This window comes from Lentzea sp. NPDC051208 (assembly GCF_040682435.1).
Lineage (GTDB): Bacteria > Actinomycetota > Actinomycetes > Mycobacteriales > Pseudonocardiaceae > Lentzea > Lentzea kristufekii.
In genome coordinates, this window is sequence record NZ_JBFBAW010000011.1 from 270112 (window position 1) to 296232 (window position 26121).

21 protein-coding genes and 3 pseudogenes are annotated in these 26121 nt (G+C 69.4%); 10 read left to right on the forward strand and 14 right to left on the reverse strand.

The window, feature by feature from the left end:
• Window positions 1-276: 276 nt before the first annotated feature.
• The 5 genes and pseudogenes from rnhA to AB0M48_RS27110 all read right to left on the reverse strand — a co-directional run.
• Window positions 277-705: pseudogene (gene rnhA / locus AB0M48_RS27090) on the reverse strand (ribonuclease HI); the annotation flags it as partial.
• 11 nt (window positions 706-716) lie between these two features.
• A complete protein-coding gene (locus tag AB0M48_RS27095; RefSeq protein ID WP_363847040.1) occupies window positions 717-1094 on the reverse strand; it encodes a DUF1801 domain-containing protein in 378 nt (125 codons plus the stop codon).
• Between the two features lie 56 nt (window positions 1095-1150).
• Entirely contained in the window at window positions 1151-1804 is a 654-nt protein-coding gene (locus tag AB0M48_RS27100; RefSeq protein ID WP_363847042.1) for a hypothetical protein, read from the reverse strand.
• A 44-nt stretch (window positions 1805-1848) separates the two neighbouring features.
• On the reverse strand, window positions 1849-2127 hold the full coding sequence (locus AB0M48_RS27105; RefSeq protein ID WP_363847158.1) for an amidase family protein: 279 nt from the start codon (window positions 2125-2127) through the stop codon (window positions 1849-1851).
• A 258-nt stretch (window positions 2128-2385) separates the two neighbouring features.
• Window positions 2386-2811 (reverse strand): annotated as a pseudogene (locus AB0M48_RS27110) (amidase family protein); the annotation flags it as partial.
• A gap of 10 nt (window positions 2812-2821) precedes the next feature.
• Between AB0M48_RS27110 and AB0M48_RS27115 the strand changes: the two are divergent.
• Complete coding sequence (locus tag AB0M48_RS27115; RefSeq protein WP_363847044.1) at window positions 2822-3403, forward strand: hypothetical protein; 582 nt, start codon at window positions 2822-2824, stop codon at window positions 3401-3403.
• Window positions 3404-3699: 296 nt separating this feature from the next.
• Here AB0M48_RS27115 and AB0M48_RS27120 read toward each other — a convergent pair whose 3' ends face one another.
• Window positions 3700-4377 carry an MBL fold metallo-hydrolase gene (locus AB0M48_RS27120; protein ID WP_363847046.1) on the reverse strand — a complete coding sequence of 226 codons (678 nt, stop codon included), beginning with the start codon at window positions 4375-4377 and terminating at the stop codon, window positions 3700-3702.
• A 138-nt stretch (window positions 4378-4515) separates the two neighbouring features.
• Between AB0M48_RS27120 and AB0M48_RS27125 the strand changes: the two are divergent.
• A pseudogene (locus AB0M48_RS27125) lies at window positions 4516-5475 on the forward strand (acyltransferase); the annotation flags it as partial.
• 47 nt (window positions 5476-5522) lie between these two features.
• On the opposite strand, the gene AB0M48_RS27130 reads toward AB0M48_RS27125, so the two are convergent.
• Window positions 5523-6275, reverse strand: coding sequence for a maleylpyruvate isomerase family mycothiol-dependent enzyme (locus tag AB0M48_RS27130; RefSeq protein ID WP_363847048.1), 753 nt, complete (start codon window positions 6273-6275; stop codon window positions 5523-5525).
• Between the two features lie 225 nt (window positions 6276-6500).
• Here AB0M48_RS27130 and uvrA point away from each other — a divergent pair, with 225 nt between their 5' ends.
• The 3 genes from uvrA (at window position 6501) to AB0M48_RS27145 (ending at window position 10156) form a co-directional block, all read left to right on the forward strand.
• Window positions 6501-9380, forward strand: coding sequence for an excinuclease ABC subunit UvrA (gene uvrA, locus AB0M48_RS27135; RefSeq protein WP_363847050.1), 2880 nt, complete (start codon window positions 6501-6503; stop codon window positions 9378-9380).
• Complete coding sequence (locus AB0M48_RS27140) at window positions 9380-9562, forward strand: hypothetical protein (protein WP_363847052.1); 183 nt, start codon at window positions 9380-9382, stop codon at window positions 9560-9562. Before uvrA ends, AB0M48_RS27140 begins: the two co-directional genes overlap by 1 nt.
• A gap of 129 nt (window positions 9563-9691) precedes the next feature.
• Window positions 9692-10156, forward strand: coding sequence for an SRPBCC family protein (locus tag AB0M48_RS27145; RefSeq protein ID WP_363847054.1), 465 nt, complete (start codon window positions 9692-9694; stop codon window positions 10154-10156).
• Here AB0M48_RS27145 and AB0M48_RS27150 read toward each other — a convergent pair whose 3' ends face one another.
• Entirely contained in the window at window positions 10157-10750 is a 594-nt protein-coding gene (locus AB0M48_RS27150; RefSeq protein ID WP_363847056.1) for a TetR family transcriptional regulator, read from the reverse strand.
• 75 nt (window positions 10751-10825) lie between these two features.
• On the opposite strand from AB0M48_RS27150, the gene AB0M48_RS27155 reads away from it, so the two are divergent.
• On the forward strand, window positions 10826-11983 hold the full coding sequence (locus AB0M48_RS27155; protein ID WP_363847058.1) for an NAD(P)/FAD-dependent oxidoreductase: 1158 nt from the start codon (window positions 10826-10828) through the stop codon (window positions 11981-11983).
• 70 nt (window positions 11984-12053) lie between these two features.
• Entirely contained in the window at window positions 12054-13217 is a 1164-nt protein-coding gene (locus AB0M48_RS27160; RefSeq protein WP_363847060.1) for a hypothetical protein, read from the forward strand.
• Between the two features lie 49 nt (window positions 13218-13266).
• On the opposite strand, the gene AB0M48_RS27165 is transcribed toward AB0M48_RS27160, so the two are convergent.
• The 4 genes from AB0M48_RS27165 to AB0M48_RS27180 form a co-directional block, all read right to left on the reverse strand.
• Window positions 13267-15357, reverse strand: a complete 2091-nt coding sequence (locus AB0M48_RS27165) for an alpha-galactosidase (RefSeq protein ID WP_363847062.1) — start codon at window positions 15355-15357, stop codon at window positions 13267-13269.
• 98 nt (window positions 15358-15455) lie between these two features.
• Entirely contained in the window at window positions 15456-16853 is a 1398-nt protein-coding gene (locus AB0M48_RS27170) for a gluconate:H+ symporter (RefSeq protein WP_363847064.1), read from the reverse strand.
• Window positions 16850-18433 (reverse strand): D-aminoacylase, encoded by a 1584-nt coding sequence (locus AB0M48_RS27175; RefSeq protein ID WP_363847066.1) that lies wholly within the window; start codon window positions 18431-18433, stop codon window positions 16850-16852. Before AB0M48_RS27175 ends, AB0M48_RS27170 begins: the two co-directional genes overlap by 4 nt.
• A 13-nt stretch (window positions 18434-18446) precedes the next feature.
• Window positions 18447-19739, reverse strand: coding sequence for an amino acid deaminase (locus AB0M48_RS27180; RefSeq protein ID WP_363847068.1), 1293 nt, complete (start codon window positions 19737-19739; stop codon window positions 18447-18449).
• Between the two features lie 86 nt (window positions 19740-19825).
• Here AB0M48_RS27180 and AB0M48_RS27185 point away from each other — a divergent pair, with 86 nt between their 5' ends.
• The 3 genes from AB0M48_RS27185 to AB0M48_RS27195 are packed head-to-tail and all read left to right on the forward strand — an operon-like array spanning window position 19826 to window position 21930.
• A complete protein-coding gene (locus AB0M48_RS27185) occupies window positions 19826-20791 on the forward strand; it encodes a sugar kinase (RefSeq protein WP_363847070.1) in 966 nt (321 codons plus the stop codon).
• On the forward strand, window positions 20791-21537 hold the full coding sequence (locus tag AB0M48_RS27190) for an IclR family transcriptional regulator (protein ID WP_363847072.1): 747 nt from the start codon (window positions 20791-20793) through the stop codon (window positions 21535-21537). The genes AB0M48_RS27185 and AB0M48_RS27190 overlap by 1 nt, the downstream gene beginning before the upstream one ends.
• Before the next feature lie 12 nt (window positions 21538-21549).
• Window positions 21550-21930, forward strand: a complete 381-nt coding sequence (locus tag AB0M48_RS27195) for a Rid family detoxifying hydrolase (RefSeq protein WP_030481733.1) — start codon at window positions 21550-21552, stop codon at window positions 21928-21930.
• Between the two features lie 66 nt (window positions 21931-21996).
• Here AB0M48_RS27195 and AB0M48_RS27200 read toward each other — a convergent pair whose 3' ends face one another.
• Both AB0M48_RS27200 and AB0M48_RS27205 read right to left on the reverse strand, forming a co-directional pair.
• Window positions 21997-23904, reverse strand: coding sequence for a tachylectin-related carbohydrate-binding protein (locus AB0M48_RS27200; RefSeq protein WP_363847074.1), 1908 nt, complete (start codon window positions 23902-23904; stop codon window positions 21997-21999).
• 104 nt (window positions 23905-24008) lie between these two features.
• Window positions 24009-26072, reverse strand: a complete 2064-nt coding sequence (locus tag AB0M48_RS27205; protein ID WP_363847076.1) for a tachylectin-related carbohydrate-binding protein — start codon at window positions 26070-26072, stop codon at window positions 24009-24011.
• Window positions 26073-26121: the final 49 nt, after the last annotated feature.

The following is a 26121-nucleotide window of genomic DNA, read 5'->3' on the forward strand; positions in this document are numbered from 1 at the left end:
CCGGTTCGCTCACCCGAACAGTTCGAGCGCGTTCTGGTGGTGGTCGCACCGGCCACCACCGGTCGCGATGGTGCAGGGCGTGCCCTTCTTCGTGAGTGCACCGCACTGCAACGCCGGGTCGTGGACGTGGCACAGGCCGTTCGAGCCCGCCGTGATCGGGCAGGGAGTGCCCTTCTTCGTGGGCGCGCCGCACGGTTCGCCGCTCAGTTCGCGCGGCTGCTTGGGCTTCGCGGCCTTCTTCGGCTTCGCCTGGGGCTGCTTGACCTCGCGTCCCGTCACCTCTTCGACGCCGCGCACGGCAAGGCGGTCGGCGCGCTCGTTCTCCGGGTGACCCGCGTGGCCCTTGACCCAGTGCCACTCGACCTCGTGGGGGTCGGCCGCTTCCTCCAGGCGGCGCCACAGGTCGGAGTTCTTGACCGGCTCGCGGGCCTTGGTGAGCCAGCCGTTCGTCTTCCAGCCGTGCACCCACGACGTGATGCCGTTCCGGACATAAGTGCTGTCCGTGTACAGGTTCACGGTGGACGGACGCGTGAGGCTCTCCAACGCCATGATGGGCGCCATCAGTTCCATGCGGTTGTTCGTCGTCGGGCCGATGTCACCGCCGTACATGTCCTTCTCGTGCGCGCCGTAACGCAGCACGGCACCCCAGCCACCCGGCCCAGGATTGGGGCTGCACGCACCGTCGGTGTAGATCTCGACCTCCATGCGGCATGAGGCTACCGACGCGGTCCGGCACCCTTGCGCCGACGGTTGTCGGCGATGATGTGGCGGAACATCTCGACGAGCGCCGGGCCGTTGATCGGCTGGTCGCGGTACACGGAGATCATGCGCGCGGTCTTGTTGCCGTGGCCGCTCGTGATGATGCTGTGCGGGTCCGGCACGATCGCCTTGTCGTAGAGCATCACGTTCACGTGGTCTTTGGTGCCGAGCAACGCGCACACGTTGCCGTCCAGCACGAAGTACGGCCGGTTCGTGAACTTGATCGTCTCCTCGACGTCCGGGTCGGCCTCGTGCACGAGCCCGCGCACCTCGCGGCAGATGTCCTGCTGCCAGTCCGGCAGCCCGGCGATGTAGTCGTCAACACGTGTGTCCATGGCCCTGTGTCGCAGCCCTTCGCCGGTTCTCGACATCGTGCCCGAGCCTGGGCGGTCTAGCGCGGCAGCCAGCTCGCCACGTCCGCCATGGCGTCCAGCGTCGCGCGGCTCACCTGGCCGGACGCGGACTCGGTCTCCGCGATCACGACCGTGGTGCCGTCCGGCCGGGAGCGGTAGTTCAGCCCGGTGAAGCGGATGTCCGCCAGGCCGAGCAGAGGGGTGGCGAGCGGACTGATGTCGCCGGTGCCGTGCACGTCGATCAGCTTCTTGAACTCTCCCGCGTCGCGCCGGTTGTGGAACCCGACCCACGCCACCGACACCACCGCGACGTTGCCCCGGTCGTCACCGACCGCGAAGAGCGTCCGGTCGAGCGACTTGCACGGGTTGCGGACGAGGTGGTCCCGCACCTGACCGAACGAATGCGACACGCACTCCAGCGCGGGTTTGGTCGTGCGCTTGAGCGTGCGCATGTTCAGCTGACGCCACGCGCCGTCCGCGTCACCGTTGCGCGCGGACTTCCGGCCCTCGGACTTCGCCCTGGAGAGGTTCACCCCGGCCGAGTCGGCCACGGTCGTGGACGCGCCGCCCCCGAGCGACAGTCCGCCGCCGGCGGTGAGCGACACCGCCAGCACCCCGGCCGCCACCACCGCTCCGGCCTTGCCCGCTCCCGGATCCGATCCGCCTCCGGCACCGCCGATTCTTCGCCCCATCAGTGACCTCCCTTCGGGTGACGAGGACACCGCACGGACCGTGATCAGCGAGGTGGATTGGGGCCAAAGCACTCGATCGGGTGAGTCTGCAGAACGGCGCGGGCGGCGGCGACCAGGTCAGCCTCCCGGCCGTGCCGCGCCACGGCCTGCAGCCCGACCGGCAGGCCGCACGAGTCGAACCCGGCCGGGATGCTGATCGCCGGGTGCCCGCTGAGGTTGAACGCCCACGTCAGCGCCGTGTTGATGCGCGACCCCGGGCCGTCGTGACCGTGCGGCGGGCCGGGCGTGGTCGGGGTGAGCAGCAGGTCGGCGGTCTCGAACACCGCGTCCAAAGCCGGATTCGGGCCGCAGCGCCCCGCGAACCAGTCGGGGGCGGGGTCCCGCAGGGACAACGAGACGGGGCGTGGCCGCAGGGCGGTCGCCGCCTGCCAGGCGATCGCCGCCTGTTCGTCGTCGACCTCGGCGAATCCCAGGTCCGCGGACCAGACCGCGGTGGGCGAGCCGACCTCGGTGATGCCGAGGTAGGTCGAGAGCAGGGATGGGTCGCGGGTGAAGACGCCGACCGCGGCACGGTCGGCCGACGTCGTCTTCAGGCCGAGGACGCCGCACCACGCGGCCGGGATGCGGATCGAGCCCGCGCCGTCCACACCCGTTGCCAGCGGCACGACGCCGGACGCCACCGCGACGGCCGAACCCGCTGACGAACCACCCGGCGTGCGGTCCAGGTTCCACGGGTTGCGTGTGAGGCCGCGAGAATTGCGGCCCCACGTCTGCCACGGGGTGCTGCCATCGGGCGTGGTGGTCAGTCCGATGGGCACGCAACCCATGGCCACCAACGCTTCCCGGTGGCTTCGGCGTTCGCCTCGCTTCACCGCGATGGGCATGCCCGCGAACGGCAGCGAAGGGTCCACCTCAAGAGAGGGAGTGCGGAAGACCTCGTGGAACGCACACAGCGTGGGTTCCACCGAAGCCAGCCGTGCCAGGGCCTCGGCCACCCGGTCAGGCATGATCCACCCCGTGAAGTGGACCCGCGCTGTGCACCACCTGACCGAACTCGCCGAGAAGTGCGGCGACCTGCCGGCTTCGTTCTTCCGGTTCCAGGTGGTCGAGGTGTGGGTCTTCGGCGAGCTGCTCGACGTTCCCCGAGATGTCGACGCCATCGAGGTCGCGCTGGTCACGGACCTGCCGGTCGACGAGGTGCCGTGGCTGAGCGAACCGGCCGGGGCCGAGCACTGGGCGAACTCGACGCGGTTGTCGCGCAACCCGTTCGAGGCGCGGTGGCGGTCCAAGGACGCTCCGGTGTGGAACCACCGCATCGAACGGCCCGCGCTGGTCTGGAGCGCGGCGGACGGCATCAACGAGGAAGCGCTCGTGGCCGTCAGCGACGGCACGGGGGAGCTGGTGCGCCAGGCCGCGCCGTCGCCGGAGGAACTGCGCAAGCGCGTCGAGGACGAGTTCGAGGTGAGCCTGAGGGCGTTGCGGCGCGTGAACCAGGACTACACCGACCACCGCTGGAGTCCCGGCAAGCTCACGCCGTACTCCGACGCCCTGTGGCGCACGACCACCGGGTATCTGGACCTGCTCGACGTGGTCGGCTGACGCCGGAACCACCACGGGCGAGCCGTCCGCCGCGCCGGCTTGCGCGCCGTGCGGAACGTTCGCCGCGAGCCGGTGTGGCTCTGGGGCCCGGTGGCGCTGGCGGTGATCGTCGGCGTGTGGCTCACGAGGCACTGGCAGCGGCTGCGCTCGGGCCGTTGCTGATCGGTTTCGCGCTGGCGTTCTGGCAGCTGATCCAGCCGTGGTTCGCCTACGAGAAGAGCACGACCCAGTTTCCCGGAGCAGCACTACATCTCCGTGTGGGTCGTGCTCGCCGCCTCGGCCCTGCTCGGGGGCCTCTACCAGCCGCGCGAACGCCACTCCGGCAGGCCGGGACGCTCCTTGCCGAGCGTCGAGTCGTCGCCGTGACCGGGGTAGAACCACGTGTCGTCGGGCAGCACCGCGAACAGCCGGTCCTCGACGTCGTTGATCAGGGACGCGAAGTTGTCGGCGGACGTGGTCTTCCCCACACCCCCCGGAAAGAGTGAATCTCCGGTGAAGAGGTGCGGGTGCCCGTCCGGGTCGTCGTACACGACCGCGATGGAGCCCGGGGTGTGGCCGCGCAGGTGGATGATCGACAGCGGGACTTCTCCCACGTCGATGGTGTCGCCGTGCTCCACGAGGACGTCCGGTGCGACGGGGAGCACGGGGGCGTCGAGTTCGTGGGCGACGGTGGTCGCGCCGTGGGCGGCGGCGAGGGTTTCGAGTGCCTGCCAGTGATCGGCGTGCTGGTGCGTCGTCACGATCGTGCGCAGCCGCGGGCGGTCCGGGTGGGAGTCCAGGAGGTCCGACAGGCGCTCGTGGTCGTTCGCCGCGTCGATGAGCAACGCTTCGTTCGTGGACCGGCAAACCAGCAGGTAGGCGTTGTTGTCCATCGGACCGACGGAGATCTTCGTGATGGTCAGCGCGTCCAGGGTGCGGCGGGCCGCGGGACCCTCTGGATCGACGTGACCGGTGTAGTTCTCGTGTACGTCCACGGTGGCAGACGGTAGTCGGTCGGGGCGGTGCAGCGCACACCTTCAGGTTGCATACAGGTTGCACTCATAGGGTAAGTAAAGGTCAACACCCAGTCGCCGCTTACCCCGAAAGCACCAACGAACAGGTCCCCGCCTCTCGTGATTCCAGAGCAACGACAGAAGCCCCGGACGGCCCGCAGGGTCAGCTGGGACGTCCTCCGCGTCGTCGCCATCGGGTGCGTGTTGCTCCACCACGCCACGCTCACGAGCGTCAGCAGCCATCCCGACCTCGGGCCGTTGCCGTTCACCTTCCCGATGTCGATGGGCGCCAGCACGTTGATGGTCGTCTCGGCGTTCTTCGCCTGCGTGTCGCTCGACAGCGGCAAGCCAGGACGGTTCCTGTGGAGAAGACTCGCCAGACTGCTGCCCGCGTACATGGCGGCGGTGCTGCTCACGTATTCGGTGCAGAGGTGGATCGCGCCGGAGGGGTGGAGTCAGCTCGACGGCAGAGACGTCGTCTACAACCTGTTGCTGATCAACCAGTGGATGCCGGACGTCGACATCGTCGACTTCGCCTACTGGACCGTGCCGGTGCAGCTCGCGGCGTTCGTCGCCGGTGCCGTGCTCGTGAAGTTCCTGAGAGGCACGCGGCTCCGGATCTTCCTGTGGGCGCTCATCGTCGTGCCGCTGCTGCTCAGGCCGTTGCTGGACCACTCGCACACGCTGTTCGTGGTCTACAACGGCTTCGCGCTGCACCGGGCGCAGTTGTTCGCGGCGGGCATCGCGATCTGGCTGTGGCACAAGGACAGGCTCAGGACGCCGCACCTCGTCGCGCTCCTGACGGCCACGCTGGTCGCGCAGGCGGTGCACACGACCGAGTACGGGTCGACGCTCGGCTTCGCCGTGCTGCTGCTCATGGTGTGCGCGGCGGCCGCCGGCCCCGACTGGGTGTTCTTCGACCCGATCACGCGGCCCGTCACGTGGCTCGCGGGCATCTCGTACGGGGTCTACCTCGTGCACCAGCAGATCGGCACCGTGGTGATGGACCGCATGCACGCCGCTGGGCTGCGGTCCTGGTGGCTGCTCGCCGGCTTCGTCACCTCGGCGCTGGTGCTCGGCTGGGCGATGACGAAGTTCGTCGAACGCCCCGCCTACAAGCTGCTCACTCAGATCCAGTCGGGCAGGTCCGGCAGCTCCCCGCGCAGGTCCGAGCCGTCGGTCCTGCCGGTCAGCCAGCCCAGGACGGCGCTCGCCGACCCGCTGACGGAGGTGCGGCTCGCCGGGCCGTTGAGCGTCCAGCTGCGCTGACTGCCGTCGGGCAGGGTCACCTCGACGCCGAAGGGGTCGACCCTGCCCTCGAACTGCCTCACCGCGTCGTCGAGGAACTCCTCCACGAAGTCGGCGGGCAGGTCGCCGAACCCGACACCGGCGTTCAGGTCGATGAGGTGGATCCAGATCTCGCGCAGGCGGTACAACGGCACGACGGACGCCGGGATCGGCTGGCCCTTGGGCGCCGTCACCTCCGAACGCCACGCGTGCGCGGGGAACTCGCGGCACGCGACGTCGAACCGCTGGCACGCGGAGTCGAGGTCGGCCTTGAGCACCTGCAGCAGCCGGTGGGAACCCTCCTCGATGTCGGCGTCGCGGTCCGTGCGGGAGGTGTAGGCCTGGTGCTCGACCCCGGTCCTCGCCCACGTGAGCAGGTTCACCAGCGCGTCGGCGTTGCGCGCGAGGTGGGTGATGACGTGTCCGCGGGTCCAGCCGGGCAGCAGGCTCTGGCCGCGCACCGCGGCCTCGTCCAGCTCCTCGACGACCTCGTACAGCACGTCCGTCGCCTCGCGCACCGCGGTGATGTGCCGGTCTGGCACCCCTCGCGGTGCAGGTACGGACGTGTGCTGCGTGGACGGCGTGTAGGTCATGTGCTGCCTCTCCCCGACGTTGAGGCTCCTGATCGAAGTGACCAGACTATGAGTAAAGCCAGCTCAGGGGAATGCGATAGCCCTCGGAACCGTTTTTGTCAGGGGTCCGCCCTAGCATGGTCGGCGGGTCGGTCGCAGCCGCCGAACCGATGCTAGTACTCTTCGAACGCTTGTTCGGAAGAGTGTGGCGTGAGTGACCCGCCAATCGCAGCCGAAGGGACCCCAGTGGCAGACCGTCTTGTTGTTCGCGGCGCCCGCGAGCACAACCTGCGCGGCGTGGATATCGACCTGCCGCGGGACAGCCTGATCGTCTTCACGGGGCTGTCCGGCTCCGGCAAGTCGAGCCTGGCTTTCGACACGATCTTCGCCGAGGGGCAGCGCCGCTACGTCGAGTCGCTCTCGGCCTACGCGCGCCAGTTCCTCGGGCAGATGGACAAGCCCGACGTCGACTTCATCGAGGGCCTCTCGCCCGCGGTCTCGATCGACCAGAAGTCCACGAGCCGCAACCCGCGCTCGACGGTGGGCACGATCACCGAGGTCTACGACTACCTGCGCCTGCTCTACGCCCGCGCCGGCAAGCCGCACTGCCCGCAGTGCGGCGAGGCGATCGGCAAGCAGACGCCGCAGGAGATCGTCGACCAGGTGCTCGCGATGGAGCAGGGCACCAAGTTCCAGGTGCTCGCGCCGGTCATCCGCGGCCGCAAGGGCGAGTACCTCGACCTGTTCCAGAACCTGCAGACGCAGGGCTACTCGCGCGCGAAGGTCGACGGTGTCGTCTACGCGCTGGCCGAGGTGCCCAAGCTCAAGAAGCAGGAGAAGCACCACATCGCGGTCGTCATCGACCGGCTGTCGGTCAAGGCCTCGTCCAAGCAGCGCCTCACCGACTCGGTGGAGACGGCGCTGCGGCTCGCGGACGGCCTGGTCGAGCTGGAGTTCGTCGACCTCGCGGAGACCGACCCGAAGCGGATCAGGGGCTTCTCCGAGAACCTGGCGTGCCCCAACGGCCACCCGCTCGCGATCGAGGACCTGGAGCCGCGGTCGTTCTCCTTCAACTCGCCGTACGGCGCGTGCGTGGTCTGCACCGGCATCGGTGTGCGCAAGGAGGTCGACCCGGAGCTCGTGGTCCCGGACGACGAGCTGAGCCTCGAAGACGGTGCGATCGCGCCGTGGGCGGGCGGGCAGACCGCGGAGTACTTCCTCCGGCTGCTGCAGTCGCTCGGCGAGACCATCGGCTACCGCATGGACACGCAGTGGCGGCACCTGCCCGCCAAGGTGCAGAAGGCGATCCTGCACGGCATCGACGAGCAGGTGCACGTCCGCTACAAGAACCGCTACGGCCGTGAGCGCTCCTATTACGCCAACTACGAGGGCGTCATCCCGTTCCTCGAACGGCGCCAGGAGCAGACCGAGTCCGAGTACATGCGGGAGAAGTACGAGGGCTACATGCGCGAGGTCCCGTGCCCCGCGTGTTCGGGCACCCGCCTCAAGCCGGAGATCCTCGCCGTCACGCTGCACCACGGCAAGAAGGGCGACAGGTCCATCGCCGAGGTCTGCGCGATGAGCGTGTCGGAGTGCTCCGACTTCCTCGACGGCCTCAAGCTCGGCAAGCGCGAGTCGATGATCGCGGGCGCGGTGCTCAAGGAGATCCAGGCCCGCCTGCACTTCCTGCTCGACGTCGGCCTCGACTACCTCTCGCTCGACCGCGCGTCCGGCACGCTGTCCGGCGGCGAGGCGCAGCGCATCCGGCTCGCCACCCAGATCGGTTCGGGCCTGGTCGGCGTGCTGTACGTGCTGGACGAGCCGTCGATCGGCCTGCACCAGCGCGACAACCACCGCCTGATCGAGACGCTGACGAGGCTGCGCAACCTGGGCAACACGCTCATCGTCGTCGAGCACGACGAGGACACGATCCGCGCGTCGGACTGGGTCGTCGACATCGGCCCCGGCGCCGGCGAGCACGGCGGCAAGGTCGTGCACAGCGGCCCGTACAAGAAGCTGCTGACGAACAAGGAGTCGATGACCGGCGCCTACCTGTCGGGCCGCAAGTCGATCCCGATGCCGGCCCAGCGCCGCAAGATCGACAAGAAGCGCCAGCTCACGGTCGTCGGCGCGCGCGAGCACAACCTGCGCGGCATCGACGTGTCGTTCCCGCTCGGCACCCTCACCTCGGTCACGGGCGTGTCCGGTTCCGGCAAGTCGACGCTGGTCAACGACATCCTGGCCACGGTGCTCGCGAACAAGCTCAACGGCGCGCGCCAGGTGCCGGGCCGCCACACCCGCATCAACGGCCTGAACGAGGTCGACAAGCTGGTGCGCGTCGACCAGTCGCCGATCGGCCGCACCCCGCGGTCGAACCCGGCCACCTACACCGGCGTGTTCGACCACGTCCGCAAGCTGTTCGCGGCGACCACGGAGGCGAAGGTCCGCGGCTACCAGCCGGGCCGCTTCTCGTTCAACGTCAAGGGCGGCCGCTGCGAGGCGTGCGCGGGCGACGGCACGATCAAGATCGAGATGAACTTCCTCCCGGACGTCTACGTCCCCTGCGAGGTCTGCAAGGGCGCGCGGTACAACCGCGAGACGCTGGAAGTGCACTACAAGGGCAAGACGATCTCCGAAGTCCTCGACATGCCGATCGAGGAAGCGGCCACGTTCTTCGAGCCGATCAACGCCATCTACCGCCACCTGCGCACGCTGGTCGACGTGGGTCTCGGCTACGTGCGGCTGGGTCAGCCGGCGCCGACGCTGTCCGGTGGTGAGGCGCAGCGCGTGAAGCTCGCGTCGGAGCTGCAGAAGCGCTCGACGGGCAAGACGGTCTACATCCTCGACGAGCCCACGACGGGCCTGCACTTCGAGGACATCCGCAAGCTGCTGGGCGTGATCAACGGCCTGGTGGACAAGGGGAACACCGTCATCGTCATCGAGCACAACCTCGACGTCATCAAGACGTCCGACTGGATCGTCGACATGGGTCCCGAAGGGGGCTCCGGCGGCGGTATGGTCGTAGCAGAGGGCACGCCCGAGCAGGTCTCTCAGGTCGAGAAGAGCTACACGGGGCAGTTCTTGCTGCAGGTGCTCGAAAATGAGGAGGTGTCAGCAGCAGGGTGATGATCCCACTCGATGCGCTGGCCCACCGCGAGCGCGCCATTCAGGCGTCGCGCGGCGAGCCCACGGCGTACCCCTTCAGCCTCGTTGAGGTGCTCGACTCGTCGGAGCAGGCACTCCGCCGCGTCGCGGCTGTCGGTTGGTTGCGGGCCCTGGAACGGCTTCCTCATCTAGTCGACAAGTGAACTAGGCCGGCCTGGTGAGACAGTGGAGTCTCACTAGAGCCGCAGTACAGCCGGTGAGGAATTCCCGGTTCGCTGTGAGATGTGTCCAGGAGCTGTCACTCGGACGAGCTATCCGGGATGATGGCGGCCGTGTCACTGAACCGCTATCGCTTCCGCAGCGTGTGGCACGTCGACGCGTCCCCGGCTGATGTGTACGAGGTGCTGTCCGACATCGCGAACTACCCGCTGTGGTGGCACGAGGTCCGGAGAGCCACGAAGATCGACGACGAGACCGGCGAGCTCCGCTGCCGGTCGTTCCTGCCGTTCGACCTGGTCGTGCAGGTCAAGCACAGCATCCGCAACCAGCAGGCCGGCTTGCTGCGGGCGACGCTGTCCGGTGATCTCGAAGGCTATGCGAGCTGGGAGATCATCGGCCGCGACGGCGGCACCGACCTCGTGTTCGACCAGGAGGTCGTGGTCAACAAGCCGTTGCTGCGACGCCTGGTGCTGATCGCCAAGCCGTTCTTCCGCGGCAACCACGACTTGATGATGCGCGGCGGCTTCAAGGGCCTGAGGCAGGTCCTCGAGGCGAAGGCCGCGAGCCGCGAGTCCTGATCAGGCGCGGCCGGACAGGTGCCGCACCAGCAACGCCAGCTGCTCCGCGTACTTCGCGGCGAACTCGGGCGTGGCCGGGTCCTCGCCGGTGATCTGGCCCGCCGTCTGCCGCAGCGTCAACGGTGCTGAGGCCGCCGCCATCAGGGCCAGCAGCAGGAACGCGGGGTCCAGGCCCGCGGGCAGTTCGCCGGCGGCCTGACGAGCCCGCATCTGTTCCACCTGACCCCGCAGGAACTCCCCGTCGGTCGGAGGGCTGTCACCCGCCAGGTTCGCCCACGCCCACATGCGGCTGTGGTCGGTGAGCGTGGTCATGACGAACCCCGCAGCCACCTCGTCCAGCGGTTGCTGCTGGCTCGCGAGTTCGGCGGAGGAGTGCCAGCTCGTGGCGAGCTCCTTGTAGATGCCTTCCTTGCCGCCGAAGTAGTACGAGATCAGCTGCTTGTTCACGCCTGCCCGCGCCGCGATGTCCGTCGTGCGCGTGGCCGCGTACCCCTTCGCGCCGAACTCCGCCGCGGCCGCTTCCAGGAGCAGGGACCGCGTGCGTTCCGGGTCGCGCTTGCGTTCCGAGGCGCGGGGAGAACGGCGTTGATCCACGGCGACACGGTAGCCGACGGGCAGTTTTCAACCAACGGGTTGACTTAATCAACCAGGCGGTTGAAACTCGGCGACATGAGAATCGCAGTGATCGGTGGGGGAATCGGCGGGCTGTGCCTGGCGCACGGGTTGCGCAGGGCCGGCGTGGACGTGGCGGTGTACGAGCGCGACCTCTCGCGCACGGATCGCCTGCAGGGGTACCGGGTGCACATCAACCCGCACGGTGCCGCTGCGTTGAGGGAGTGCTTGCCCGCGGCGAGCTGGGAGCGGTTCGAACGGAGTGCGGGGACCGGCGGAAACGGGTTCGGGTTCCTGACCGAACAGCTCAAGCCCCTGCTGGTGCTCGACCCGGACGAGGAGAAGCACTACTCGGCCAGCCGGATCACGCTCCGGCAGGTGTTGCTCGACGGGCTGGACGTCCGGTTCGGCAAGCGGTTCGAGCGCTACGAGCAGGGCGACGACATCAAGCTGCACTTCGAGGACGGCACGGCCGAGTCCTGCGACGTGCTGGTCGGCGCGGACGGCATCCGCTCGCGGGTGCGCGCGCAGTACCTGCCGCACGCGGGCACGGAGAAGATCGGCGTCACGGCGATCGCGGGGAAGCTGTTCCTCGACGACAACGACTGGGTGCCGCGGGAGCTGGTCGACAGGGCCAACACGATCGTCCCGACGTCCCGGGCCGGCATGTTCCTGGCCGCGCACGACGGGCTCGGCGTCACCGACGACGACGATCTGTTGTTCGACAACGTGCGTCCCTACCTGATGTGGGCCTACGCGGCCGCGGACCTGACCGTCCACGATGGACAGGACCTGCAACGCGAGGTGCTCGCCAGGATCGCGCGGTGGAGTCCCGAGCTGACCAGGATCGTCGAGGCCTCGCCCGCCGAGACCATCAGCGAGTGGCGCATCCGGTCGTCCAGGCCGATCGACCGCTGGCAGCCGACGAACGTCACGTTGCTCGGCGACGCCGTCCACGCGATGACGCCGATGAGGGGCATCGGGGCGAACATCGCGCTCAGGGACGCGCAACTGCTCGCGCGGTGCATCGCCGAAGGTGGCGACGCCATCGCCAGGTACGAGAAGGCGATGTACGACTACGGCTTCGCGGCCGTGCGCGACTCGCTCCGGGCCGCACGCCAGTTCGCCGACGGTGGCCCGGTCGCGCGGACGATCTTCAAGACCGTGCTCAGGACCGCGAGCGCCGTGCCCGCGCTGAAGCGCGCGATGTTCTGAAAATCACTTTGAACCGTTCTGGCCCGCTCTGCGTGTGATGGGCGTCGGAGCACTAGCCAGGAGGTTCAGGATGATCCGCAAGAGCGTTGCGGTCGTCGCGCTGGGGTTGATCTCGCTGACCGCCTGCGCGGGTACGCCGGAGAGCAAGCCGGTGGCACAGCAGCAGCAAGAGGGCGCGGTGGCGTTGAAGACCGCGGAGATCGTGGACCTCGGCCCGGTCGTCACCGACGACAAGGGCTTCACCCTGTACCGGTTCGACGGCGACAAGCCGGGTGAGTCCACTTGCGACGGTGAGTGCGCGGCGGCCTGGCCTCCTGCCACGGTGCCCGGCGAGAACTTCTCGGTGGACGGCGTCGAGCAGGGCCTGGTCGGTTCCCTCGTCCGCAAGGACGGCAGCCGCCAGATCACCGTCGGCGGCATGCCGCAGTACCGGTTCGCCAAGGACACCAAGCCCGGTGAGACCAAGGGCCAGGGTCTGCAGGGCAAGTGGTTCGCCACCGGCACGGACGGCGCCCGCACCCAGCTCGCGGCCCGGACGGGTGTCGTCGCGGGGCTCGGCGCGGTGCTGACCAACAACGCGGGCCTCACGCTCTACCGGTTCGACGACGACACGGCCCAGCCACCCGTGTCCACTTGCGACGGTGGCTGCGCGGAGAACTGGCCGCCGGTCATCGTCGAGGGCGACACACCGCGGGTGAAGGGCGTCGACCCGAAGCTGCTCGGCACGGTGACCCGCACGGACGGGAAGAAGCAGCTGACCGTCGCGAACTGGCCGCAGTACACGTTCAAGAACGACGGCAAGCCCGGTGAGGCCAAGGGCGTCACGGTGCCGAAGTGGTCCGCCACCGCCACCGACGGCAAGAAAGCCCAGCAGAACAAGGCGATCGCGCTCACCAGCGCGACCGTCGGGGACCTCGGCGTCGTCGCCACCGACTCCGACGGCATGACGCTCTACCGGTTCGACGACGACACCGCGGAACCGCCGGCGAGCAACTGCTCCGGCGACTGCGCGGTGCAGTGGCCGCCCGCCTTCGTCAGCGAGGGCTTCCAGGTGCAGGGCGTGGACGCCTCGCTCGTGGGGACGATCGAGCGGGACGGGAAGAAACAGCTCACCATCGCGGGGTGGCCGCAGTACCTGTTCGCAGGGGACCAGGTCTGCGGTGAGGCCAACGGGCAGGGCGTTGGCGGGAAGTGGTGGGCCACCAAGGCCGACGGAAGTCGCGCCGGCCGGTAAGAGGGGAGAGGAAGGTCCCGGCGGGAGGCACTCCGCCGGGACCTTCTTCCTACTTGAGGCGCAACAGAAGTGCCTGTTCCGGTTCGAGCACCGGCAGCTGGACGCCGACCTCCGCCAGCACGGAACCGGGCAGCTCCACCGGCTCCCAGTCCGGGGTCAGCCGCTGGGTCAGCCTGGGCCGCCCGGCAGGGGCGTCGAACGACAGCCGGTACGTCCGCGACGGGTCGAGTCCGGGCAGCCGCACCCGCCGCGGCTTGTTCTGCACCGAGGTCGCGAGCTGCACGTACCCGAACAGGGCCTCGGACCGGTCGGGGGCGACGACTCCGTGCACCCACGCCGAGGGGTCCGGGTGGTCGGAGTGCACGGTGACACCGGTGTGCACCAACGACCGCACGTCCTTGTAGTACTCGATCGCGGCCCGCAGCCCGTCGCGTTCCTCGGCCGTGGCCGAGTTGATGTCCCACTCGATCCCGAAGTGCCCGAACATCGCCGTGGCCACGCGGAACGACAGGTCGTGCACGCGTCCGGTCGTGTGCGACTTCGTGGGGCCGACGTGCGCGCCCATCAGCTCCGGCGGCAGGAACACGCCGGTCCAGCGCTGGATCAGCTGGCGCTCCAGGGCGTCGTTGCAGTCCGACGTCCACACCCGGTCGGTGCGCGAGAGCACGCCGAGGTCGATCCGCCCGCCGCCGGACGAGCAGCTCTCGATCTCCACTTGCGGGTGCCGGAGCCGCAGTTCGTCGAGGAGCCGGTAGAACGCGGCCGTCTGGTCGTGCACGCGCGAACCGATCAGGTCGCGGTTGTGGTCCCACTTCACGAACGCGATGTCGTTGTCCGACAACACCGACGAGACGCGGTCGAGGATGTGCGCGTACGCCTCGGGGTGCGCGATGTTCAGCACCTGCTGGTTGCGCGACGGCGGCGGCAGCACGCCGGGACGCGGTCCGAGCACCCAGTCCGGGTGAGCGCGGTAGAGGTCGGAGTCGGTGTTGATCATCTCGGGCTCGAACCACAGCCCGAACTCCATGCCGAGCGCGCGGACGTGCTTGATCAACGGCGTCAGCCCGTCCGGCCACACCGTCTCGTCGACGTACCAGTCACCGAGGCCGGCGGAGTCGTCGCGGCGGTGCCGGAACCAGCCGTCGTCCAGCACGAACCGCTCGACGCCCATCGCGGCGGCGGTGTCCGCGAGCGAGGTCAGCCGCGCGAGGTCGTGGTCGAAGTAGACGGCCTCCCACGTGTTGAGCACGACCGGGCGGGGCCGCAGTGCACGCTCCCGCAGCTGCTCGTGGAACGCGGCGCTGATGCCGTCGATGCCGGTGGACGAGTAGGCCGCGTAGAGCCACGGCGACTCGTACTCCTCGCCCGGCGCGAGCGTGATCTCGCCCGGCAGCAGCAGTTCGCCACCGCCCAGGACGGGTGAGCCGTCGACCAGGTTCTCCGCGTACGTCACGTGGTTGCCGCTCCACGCCACGTGCAGCGCCCACACCTCGCCGTCGCGGAACGAGAACCCCGGCGTGCCGGCCAGCAACCCGATGGTCGCGTCGTGCCCGGTGCGGCCCCGCCGGCTCTCGCGCACCCACGACCCGTACTGCAACGCCTGTCGCTGCGGCGAGCGCTCGCGGCTCCAGCGTCCGGTGAAGTCGAGCAGTTCGGTGGCGTGCGCGGGGATGGGAAGCGCGGTTTCCAGGCCCTCCAGCGAATACGGCGTCTCACCGTCGTTGCGGACGACGTGCCGCAACCGGAGCATGCCGGACGGCAGCAGCTCCAGGGTGCCGGTCACGGTCAGTCCCGCCGCCTCGTCCGACGCGACGTAGCGGAAGATCGAGCCGTCCTCGCCGGAGAACGACGTCACCGCCAGCGCGGGCGCGAAGTGCTCGCCGCCGCGGTGGCCGCGCAGTCCGGGACGGCCGACGTACCCGGCGCCGGCGTCGGGCAGCAGTGCGAGCGGGACCGGCACGTCCGGCGCGTTGTTCGGGTTGGTCCACGAAACGACGTCGACCAGGCCGCGCAGCGCGGCCTGGTCGACGTCTCCGAGCGTTCGCCCCCAGTGCGTCACGACCGGCAGGCTCGCGCCCGCGAGGGTGATGACGACGCTGGAGGTGTCGTCGTGCAGGTGCACGACCTCCGTGTTGCTCATGCGGGCCCCGTCCACATCAAACACAAATGAACATTGCGCCGATCCTCAGACGCGGGCGGGGTGTTGTCAAGCGTTGGGGAATGTTGAGTTGTGTCCGATCAGACGACCAGGCTGAGCACCGCGGCGACCACGAAACCGACCACCGAGAGGATGGTCTCGAGGACCGTCCACGACTGCAGCGTCTCCTTCACCGACAGCCCGAAGTACCGCGACACGATCCAGAACCCGCCGTCGTTGACGTGCGAGGCGATGATCGAACCGGACGCGATGGCCATCACGACCAGCGCGAGCTGCGGCTGCGAGTAGTTCAGGTCCGCCAGCACCGGTGCCACGATGCCCGCGGTCGTCACGATCGCGACCGTCGCCGACCCCTGCGCGATGCGGATGACGCAGCTGATCACGTACGCCAGCGCGATCACCGGCAGGCCGATGCCGGACAGCTCGGTCGCCAGCGTCTTGCCGATGCCCGTCGCGGCCAGCACGGCGCCGAAGAAGCCACCGGCACCGACCACGAGCAGGATCATCGCGACCGGCTTCAGCGAGGCGGCGGACAGTTCCGCGACCTTCTCCCGCGTCATGCCGCGCCGGAAACCCAGCAGCCAGAACGCGAGCAGCACCGAGATCGTCAGCGCCACCGCAGGCGTGCCGAAGAACGTCGCCACCGAGTACAGCCGCGTGCCCTTGGTCAGCAGGATCGAGCCGAACGTGCCGGCGAGGATCAGCACCAGCGGCAGGCCGATGATCGAGAGCACCAGGCCGAGCGACGGCGGTTCGCGATCACCGTTGTCCTCGCGGGCCAACTCGGCCGCTGCCAGCATCTCCTCCGGCACCGGCACGTTGATGCGCTTGCCGATCCAGTACGAGTACAGGACACCACCGACGAACCACGACGGGAGCGCCACCGCGAGACCCATGATGATGATCCAGCCGAGCGACACGCCCAGGAGACCGGCCGCCGCCACTGGTCCCGGGTGCGGTGGCATGAACGCGTGCATGACCGAAAGGCCTGCCAGCAAAGGCATGCTGAACAACACGATCGACTTGCCGCTGCGCTTGGCCGCCACGTAGACGAGCGGCGCGAGCACGAAGATGCCGATGTCGAAGAAGACCGGCACACCGAAGATCAGACCGGCGAGGCCGATCGCGACCGGTGCCCTCTTCTCGCCGAACGCGTTCATCAGCTTGTCCATCAGGACCTGCGCGCCGCCGGACGCCTCGAGGATCGCGCCCAGCAGCGTGCCGAGCCCGATGATCGCGGCGATGTGCCCGAGGATCGAGCCGAAGCCCTTCTCCAGCAACGAGTCCGAGGCCTTCTGCGCCGACCCGACCAGTTGCTCCACCGGCACGCCCGCCAAGAGGGCGACCAGCAGCGCGACGACGATCAGCGCGATGAACGGCTCGACCTTGAACTTGATGATCAGTAGCAGCAGCACCGCGATGCTGACCACGGCGAGGGTGAGCAAGCCCCCTGTTGAGTGTTGCAACCAGTCGATCACGGGCGGCTCCTGAGTGAATGGCCTGGCAATGAGCCGGTGGCGGTTCCGTCGTCGATCACCGTCACCCCGTTGCAGAACACGTACGGGATGCCGGCAGCCTGCTGTCGCGGCTCGTCGAACGTCGCCGTGTCGGCGATCGTCGAAGGGTCGAACAGCACCAGGTCGGCCGCGTAGCCCTCGCGGACCAGACCTCGGTCGGTGAGCCGCAAACGCTTGGCCGCGCGGCCGGTGAGGTGCTCGACGCACTCCTCCAGGCTCAGCACGCCCAGTTCGCGGACGTAGCGCGCGAAGTACCGGGGGAACGTGCCCCACGCGCGCGGATGTGGCCGGTCGCCGACCAGCAGCCCGTCGCTGCCGCCGGTGTGCGCCGGATGCTTCATGATCGCCTGCACGTTCTCCTCGTGGCCCACGTGCATGAGGCAGGACGTACCCATCCGCTCGTCGATCAACACGTCGAAGTACAGGTCGGCCGGTGCGCGCCCGAGTCGCAGCGCGGAGGCGTGGACGCTGGCGCCGACGAGGTGCGCGTTGCGGTCGTTGCGGACGCCGTTGATCTCGATGGAGTCCCAGTCGACCGGCACGCCGTGGCAGCCGTCCGAACCGATCTCCTCGATCTCGGACCGGATGCGTTCGCGGATGTCCACATCGGACAACCTCGCCAGCGCCCTCTCCGGCCCGCCTTCCGTGGCCCACGAGGGCAGCAGCGCACTCAGGTACGTCGCCCCTGGCAGGTACGGGTAGGTGTCGAGCGAGATGTCGGCGCCGTCCGCCATGGCGTCGTCGAGCAACGCCAGCAGTTCCGGTGCCTTGCCCTTGTTGACCGGGAAGTTCATCGTCGCGTGCGCGAGGTGCAGCGCGCAGCCCGACCGCTTCGAGACGTCCACCATCTCGGCGTAGGCCTCCAGCGCGCCGGCGCCGTAGCTGCGGTGGTGCGGGCTGTAGAAGCCGTTGTGCTGCCCGACGACCTCGCAGAGCTGCACGAGCTCGGACGTGTCCGCGTACATGCCCGGCGTGTAGGTGAGCCCGGACGACATGCCCATCGCGCCCTCGGCGAGCGACCGCGCGAGAACGGATTTCATGGCGTCCATTTCGGACTCGGTCGGCCGCCGGTCGTCCCAGCCGACGACGAGCATCCGCAGGGTTCCCTGCGGCACCAGGTACGCGGCGTTCACCGCGATGCCCCGGTCGAGCCGGTCGAGGTACTCGCCGACCGAGCGCCAGTTCCAGTCGAAGCCCGGCGGGTCGTCGTTCCACCCGGCGAGCTGGCCGCGCAGCGTCGCGAGCACCTCGTCGTCCACCGGCGCGTAGGACAGGCCGTCCTGGCCGAGCACCTCGGTCGTGACGCCCTGCGAGACCTTCGCCAGGTGGCCGGGTTCGGCGAGGACCCGCAGGTCCGAGTGCGAGTGCATGTCGATGAACCCCGGCGCGAGCACCAGCCCGTCCGCGTCGATCGACCGCGTGGCGCTCACCCCTGTCCCGATGGACGAGATGACGCCGTCCTTGATCCCCACATCCGCCTGGTAGGCGGGTGCGCCCGTGCCGTCGGCGATCAGCGGGCCGCGCAGGACGACGTCGTCCATCGGTGCACTCCTTCTAGAAGTAGGTGCGGATCAGGTCGACCACGGTCGTGCCCTGCACGACCGGGATCAGCTGCCACTTGTCGAACACCGTGCAGGGGTGCGACAGACCGAGGCCGATCCAGTCGCCGACGCGGACGGTGGCCTCGGGGCCGAGCCGCAGGAACGCGTGCTGGTCGTTCAGCGCGGTGACCATCGCCCCCGCCAGCGGGGCGATCGCGCCGTCGCCGCGGCGGATGAGCTGCGGTTCCGGCAGGCCCTCGTCGAACGACGCGTCGCGCTTGCCGATCGTCAGCAGCGCCAGGTCGCGCTGCGGCCGTGACGTCACCTGGGCCCAGGCCCGCAGCGCGGAACGGAACGGCTCCACGCCGTCGATCCGCGCGAACGGCGAGATCCCGCGGTAGAAGCCGTCGTCGTGCGTGATGTACGCACCGCTGCGCAGCACCGGGGTCACCGGCATCGGCCACGGCTGCGACAGCGTCGCCGCCACCTGGTCGAAGTACGCGCTGCCACCCGCGGTGACGATCACCGAGTCAAGCTCGTCGAGCAGCCCGCCGTCGGCCAGGCGCAGCACGAGCGTGCGCAGGTCGGTCAGGTAGCGGTCCACGACGGCCTGCGACGACTCGGACGCGTCGTGCGCGAGCGCGCCCTCGTAGCCGCCGGCGCCCACCAGTCGCAGCACCGGGCTCTGGTCCACCGCCCGCGCCACGGCCAGTGCCGTCTCCAGGTCACGCGCACCCGTCCGGCCGCCGGGGGCGCCGAGCTCGACCAGCACGTCGACCGGCCGGGACGGCTGGAGCTCCTGCAGCGTCTCGCTCATCAGCGCGACCCCGGCCTCGGAGTCGGCCCAGCAGCTGAACTCGAAGCCGGGATCCCGGTCGAGTTCGCGGACCAGCCAGCGCAGCGCGGCCGGGTCGAGGAGCTGGTTGGCCAGCAGGATCCGGTTCACCCCGAACGCCCGGTAGACCCGCAGCTGCGACGCGTTGGCCGCGGTCAGGGCCCACACGCCGTGCTCCATCTGCCGCTGGAACAGCTGTGGAGCCATCGTCGTCTTGCCGTGCGGCGCCAGCTTGACGCCGTGGCTGTCGCACCACTTCGCCATCGTGGTCAGGTTGTGCGCCAGCGCGTCGGCGTCAAGCACGACGAGCGGCCCGACGAACTCGTCGCCGAACAGGTCGAGGCGCTGGTCGGCGACCTCGCCGATGGTCGAGCCGAACGTGCTCGACGGCAGGCCCTTGAAGCGCCAGCTGACCTGTTCCGACCTGATGTCCGCGACGGCCGCGAGGTCCATCTCCATCAGATGTTGCATATTTTGCAACTCCCATTGCGCGATGTGATGCTGAGTTGTGTAGCATTCGGTCTCGCCGCCGTCAACGAACACCCTCTGGAGCGCGCATGCGGTTCGATCACGTCGGCGGTGTCGTGTGTCTCGGCGAGACCATGGTGATGATGGTTCCGGCTGAACCCGGTCCCGTGCACCTGGTCCGAACCTGGCACAGGGCCGTCGGTGGCGCCGAGTCCAACGTCGCCGTGCACCTGACGCGCCTCGGCGTCCGGTCGTCGTGGGTCAGCGCGGTCGGCGACGACTCGTTCGGGCTGGCGGTGCTCGACGCGGTGGGCGGCTTCGGCGTCGACGTCTCGCGCGTCCGGGTCGATCCGGCGCGCCCGACCGGCCTCTACGTCAAGGAGGCCTCGCCGCACGGCAGCCCGGTGCGCTACTACCGGCGCGGTTCGGCGGCCTCGGGCATGGGGCTGGAGATGATCGACCGGCTCGGCCTCGGCGAGGTGAAGCTGGTGCACCTCAGCGGCATCACGGCCGCCCTGTCCGACTCGTGCCTCGCGATGATGCGCGAGCTGCTGCGCCGGCCGCGGCACGGGTTCCTGATCTCGTTCGACCTGAACTGGCGGCCCGCGCTGTGGACCGGCCGCGACCCGCGCGTGCTGCGCGAGCTCGCCGACATGGCGGACGTCGTGCTGGCGGGCTCCGACGAGGCGGAACTGGTGTGGGGCACGGGGGATCCCGCCCGGTTGCGGCGGCTGCTGCCCGGCCCGGCGTCGCTCGTGGTCAAGCAGGGCGCCGACGGCGCGACACTGCTGGAAGGCGGTTCGTCGTACTTCGAGCCCGCGCTGGAGGTCGACGTCGTGGAACCGGTCGGCGCGGGTGACGCGTTCGCGGCGGGCTTCCTCGCGGCCACCCTAGCGGGCGAGTCCCCGTCGGTGCGGTTGCGCGCCGGGCACCTGCAGGCGGCGTCCGCTTTGCTCACCGCCGAGGACGTCGGAGATCCTTTGCCGGACGACGTGACGGTACCGCTGCTGCACGCCGACCCGCAGACCTGGGCGTCCGCCCGCTTGGAGGTGTGATGAGCCAGAGTCTCGACAGAGCGCTCACCCTGGTGAGCCAGCTCGCCACGGGCCCGAAGACGCTGGACGAGCTGTCCGGCGTGATCGGCGTCCACAAATCCACGACGCTGCGCTTGCTGCGCACGCTCGAGTCGCACCGCTTCGTGCAGCGCGACGGCGTGCACCACTACCGCCTGGGCACGGCGCTGTTCGACCTCGCCAACCGGGCACTGGAGGAACGCGACGTCCGCCGCGCCGCCGAACCCGCGTTGCGGGACCTCAACTCCCGTCTCGGCCACACCGTCCACCTCGCGTCCTACGAGGACGGTGAGGTGATCTACATCGACAAGTACGAGTCCAGGCACCAGATGCGCATGTACTCGCGCATCGGCCGCCGCGCGCCGTTGCACTGCACGGCCGTGGCGAAGATCCTGCTGGCCGACCTGCCCGCGCCGGCGCTGCAGAAGGTGGTGTCCGGCATGGAGTTCCCGCGCCTGACCGAGAACACCATCCTCAGCCCGGCCGCGTACCTGGCCGAGCTGGACCGCGTGCGCGCCCGCGGTTACGCCGTCGACAACTCCGAGCACGAGGACTTCATCCACTGCATCGCGGCCCCGATCAAGGGAGCGCGGGGCGAGGTGCTCGCGGCCGTGTCGATGTCGGTGCCGAAGGTGCTCCTCGACTACGAGGGCCTGCTGTCACACCTGCCAGACCTGCTCGCCACCGCCGAAGCTGCATCAGTCGAATGCGGTTATGTTCCAAGGTAAAGGGGAATTCCGTTGTCCAAGGTAGAGATCAAGACCGCTGACGCTCCGCAGCCGGTGGCCCGCTTCTCGCAGGGAGTGCGCAAGGGCAACATCCTGCAGGTGGCCGGACAGGTCGCGTTCGACCCGAAGTCGGGCGAGATCGTCGGCACCACCGTCGCCGAGCAGACGCGCCAGACGTTCGCGAACCTGCACGCCGTCCTCGCCGCCGGTGGCGCGTCGATCGACGACGTCGTGATGATCCGCGTCTACCTCACCGACACCGCGCACTTCGCCGAGCTGAACGAGGTCTACGGCGAGTTCGTCACCGACCCGGCGCCCGCCCGCACCACCGTCTACGTCGGGCTGCCCGCCGGGCTGCTGGTGGAGATCGACGCGCTGGCCGTCGTCGACTGACCGTCTCGCAGAACGACAACGGCCCCGCGGAGCGATCCGCGGGGCCGTCGTCGTGCTGCCGGTCGTTCAGCGCCGGGTCTTGCCGCCCGAGTAGAGCACCGCGGAGTCGCTGACAGCGGTCCGCGCCGAGGGCGTCGTGCCGAACGAGCCGAGGTAGGTGTAGATCTCACCCTTCGGGTCGCGCCACGTGAGCAGGACGTCCCCGTTGTTCGTCTTGATCATCGTGGGGTCGGTGCCCGCCTCGTGGGTGTCGCGGATCTCCCAGGCGCGGAACGGCAGTGAGGCGGTCGACTGCCCGGTGGTGTGCACGAACCCGTTGGCGTCGCGGGCGCTCAGCTCCAGGCTGCCGGTGCCTGCCAGCACCGCCGCGGGCGCGCCGGCGGCGACCAGGGAACCCACCTGCTGCCACGTGCCGGGGAAGCCGGAGGTGCCTTCCCGCTGGGTGTGGATCCTGTTGTCGGTCCGCCGGACCACCACCTGCACCTTGCCGTCCGCGTGCACGACGGCGGCGGGCTTGCCGACCACGTCGGTCACGCCGGTGCTGCGCGCGGCCGCGAGTGCCGTGCCGTCGAACTTGCTCGCCCGCACGGAACCGTCCGCGTACCGGCCGACGATCTCGATCGCGTTTCCGTTGCGCAGTGCGGAGAAGTCCGCGGTCAGGCCGGAGCCGCCGAGCGAACGCCACGCGCCGAACGTGCCCTTCGCCGGCGCGCCCCACAGCACGAGCTGCTTGCTGTACCAGAGGCCACCGGAGGCGTCGACCCCGAACGAGACGAGCAGGCCGTCCTTGTCCTTCACCATCACGGGGCTGCTGACGAACTTGCCCGAGAGGCTGGAGAAGGAGGCCGACCACTGGTTCAGGTTCTTGCCCGTCTGCGTGCGACCGCGAATTCCGGCGTCGGCGGTGCTGTTGGCCTGGACCTCCAGCCTGCCGTCCCCGTAGACGCCGAAGCCCACCTCGCCGGTGAACTGTTCGTGGCCGAAAAGGGGCGTGTGGTCCACCAGCAGGATGTCGCCGGTGTGCCGCTGCCTGCCGTGCAGCAACTTGCCCCCGTCGACGAGGAAGTAGTTCGCCAGGTTGTCGTCACCCTGGTACGCCGCGAGGGGCGCCGTGAAGTTCGGGGTCAGCGTCGGCGTGGCAGGGGGCGTGGGGCTGCCGCCGAGGATCTGGCACGCGTCCGGCGCGCCCTCGATCTGCCAGGCGGAGGACCAGCCGTCGGAGATGAACTTGCCGGCGTCTGTGGCCCAGGCGCCGTCGCCGAGGTAGCGGTACCAGCGCAGGTGGCCGGTGTCGGCCTTCAACGCGTAGAAGACGCCGCCACCGACGGAGGCCACGTCGGAGAACTGGCCCCAGCCGGCGTCGCCGACCTTGCGCTCGTACTCGAGCCAGCGCTGGCTGTCGGCGTCGTACTGGTAGCGGTAGAGCGCGCCGGCGGTCGAACGGGCGAACAGGCCGCCCACGCCGTCGGCGAAGATCATGTCGTACTTGTCGCCCCAGCCGGTGTCGATGATCCGTTCGGTCCAGATGCGGGTGTTCTCGTCGAAACGCCACCAGTGCAGGGCGTTGTCGGACGGGAATCCGTAGAAGTCACCGCGGGCGTCGATCGCGAGCCGCGTCTTGGAGGCGGCGTCACCCCAGCCGAGCCAGCCGGTGGCGATCGGGTCCGCGGTCCCGTTCTTCTCCCAGCCGTTGCCGTTCCAGACGAACTTGTTGACGATGCCATCCGGCGTGAACTCGTAGGTGCGCCCGCCGGGACCGGTGCGCATCTGCCCGTCCCACGAGAACCCGATGCCGCGGTTGGCGTTCCAGACGGGATTGCCGTTCTCGGGTTCCTGGTGCGCCCTGAGCTCCAGGCCGGTGTCGGCGTGCCGCACGAAGACCGGCGCGGCCGTCTGGCAGGACAGCGTGCCCGCCGCGATCGCCGACGTGGCGAGCGCGGGCGTGACAAGACTTGCGGCGATGACTGCCGTCACCGCGATTCCTCTTGCTCTCACAGCATTTCCCCGGATCTGTGGTTGGGCATGGAAAGGACCGTCCTCAGTGGAGGCGACTCCACCGAGGACGGTCTGGGAGGAGGTCAGGACTTCGTCTTGCCGCCGGTGTAGGCCGGCGCCGTGCCGGCCGTGCTCGCCGTCGCCGAACGCTGCGCGAGAGCCGGGCCGAACGTGCCGCGGTAGGCGTAGACCTCGCCCATCGGGTCGCGCCACGCGACCATCAGGCTGTTGTCGCTCCAGAGGACCATGGCCGGGTCGGTCGCGGCCTCCTGGAAGTCGCGGACCTCCCAGGCGCGGAAGCCGGTGGTGTCCTGGCTCGTGCCCGTGGTGTAGATGAGGTTGTCGTTGCCGCGTGCCGCCACCTCGACGGTGTTGTTCACGGTGACGACGGCTGTGGGAGAGCCGGCGGCGACCAGGCCGCCGACGACCGTCCACGTGCCGGGGAAGCCCGCCGAGTTCTGCTTCTGCGTGTAGATCTTGTTGTCGTTCTTGCGCACCAGCACCCGGACCGTGCCGTCGTGGTGCAGCACGGCGGCGGGCTTGCCCTTGACGTCGGTACCGCCGAGGTTCGTCCACGTGCCGAGCGTCGTGCCGGTCACGCGGGCGACGCGGACGGAGTTGTCGGTGTGCCGTGCGACCACGTCGAACGAGTTGCCGTTGGGCACCACGGTGAAGTCGGGGGTGAGACCCGAGCCACCGAGCGAGCGCCACGCCGTGAAGCGGCCGTCCGCGGCGATCTGCTTGCGGTACCAGAGCTGTCCTTCGGCGCCGACGCCGAACGACGACTGCAGGCCGTCGCTTCCCTTGGCCAGCACGGAGTCTCCCGCGAGGTGACCCCGGTGCCTCAGCACCGGGCCGTCCGCGGGGAAGTAGCCGTTCGGGGTCACCTGGGTCTTGCCGCGCGTCTCGGCGTCCTCGTGGCTGTGCGCCTGGACCTCGAGCGTGTTGGCGAGGGTCGCACCCACCGCGGTGGCCGTGTTCAGAGCCGCCGCGGGCTGACCGGTGTACTTGGTGTAGCCGTTCAACGGCTGGTGGTCGACCAGCAGCAGGTCGCCCGAGTGGCGCTGCTTGCCGTGGTAGAGGGTGCCCTGTCCGTTGACGAAGAAGTAGTTCGCCAGCTTCTCCGCGGTCGTGCCCTCGACCAGCGTGAGCGGAGCGGTGAAGTTCGCCTGGATCGCAGGCCGTGGCGTGGCCGGGTAGCCGAGGAGCCTGCAGTCGCTGGGGTAGGCGACGACGTCGAGTTCGTTGAACCAGCCGGTGCCGACGATCTTGCCGAGGTTCGTGTTCGGGTCACCGGGGGCCCAGGTGTTGCTGTCCTCGAGGTAGCGGTACCAGAGCAGCTGGCCCTGGCCGTTCTGGCCGGGCCACGTGCCGTAGAGGACGTCGCCACCGGGGGAGAAGACGCGGTTGAACATGTTCCAGCCGGCCCCGACGTACAGCCCGTACTGCAGGAACCGGTCGGCCACGGCGTCGTAGCGGTAGCGGAACAGCTGGCCGTCCGGCTTGCGGGCGTACAGCACGCCGTCTCCGGCCGCGACGATCAGGTTGTACTGGTCCCAGCCGGTGTCGAGGACCTTGCCGCCGCCCGTCTCCGCGGTCCAGCCGCCGTCGTCACCGCCCTCCCAGACGAACATCTTCAGCTTGCCGTCCGCGTTGATCTCGAACAGCCGGCCCTTCTCGTCGACCGTCACCTTGTTGCGGTGCTCGGGCTGGCTGTAGCGGGCCCAGCCGTTGCCCACGGAGCGGTACTGCCCGCCGCCGGGCATCGTCGCCCAGCCGGGGCCCGTCGGCGTGTCGATGATCCGGAGCCGGCGCAGGTCACCGGAGGCGGCACCCTGGTTGTCGCCGACGAGGTGGTAGACGATGCCGTCGGGGCCGGCGAGCGCGCGGCCGATCTGCCAGCCGCTGCTGGGGATGTCCTGCTTCGCGCCCCAGACGAAGTTGCCGTTCTCAGGCTCCTGGTGGGGGTAGCGGAAGACGGTGCCCTGCTGGGTGACACCGACGACGTTGACCGCGGAGTTGCAGTTGAGCGTCGAGGCGGCGGACGCGACGTCGACGCCTGGCACCACGATCAGGGACAGGCCCACCGCGCCGGCCAGAGCCGCACCCAGGCCGGATCTGCGCGCGCGAGTAGAACGCGTTGACATTAACTCCCCCAGAGCCGAGTCAATGTGGACAGTCGACGGCTGGTAGGCG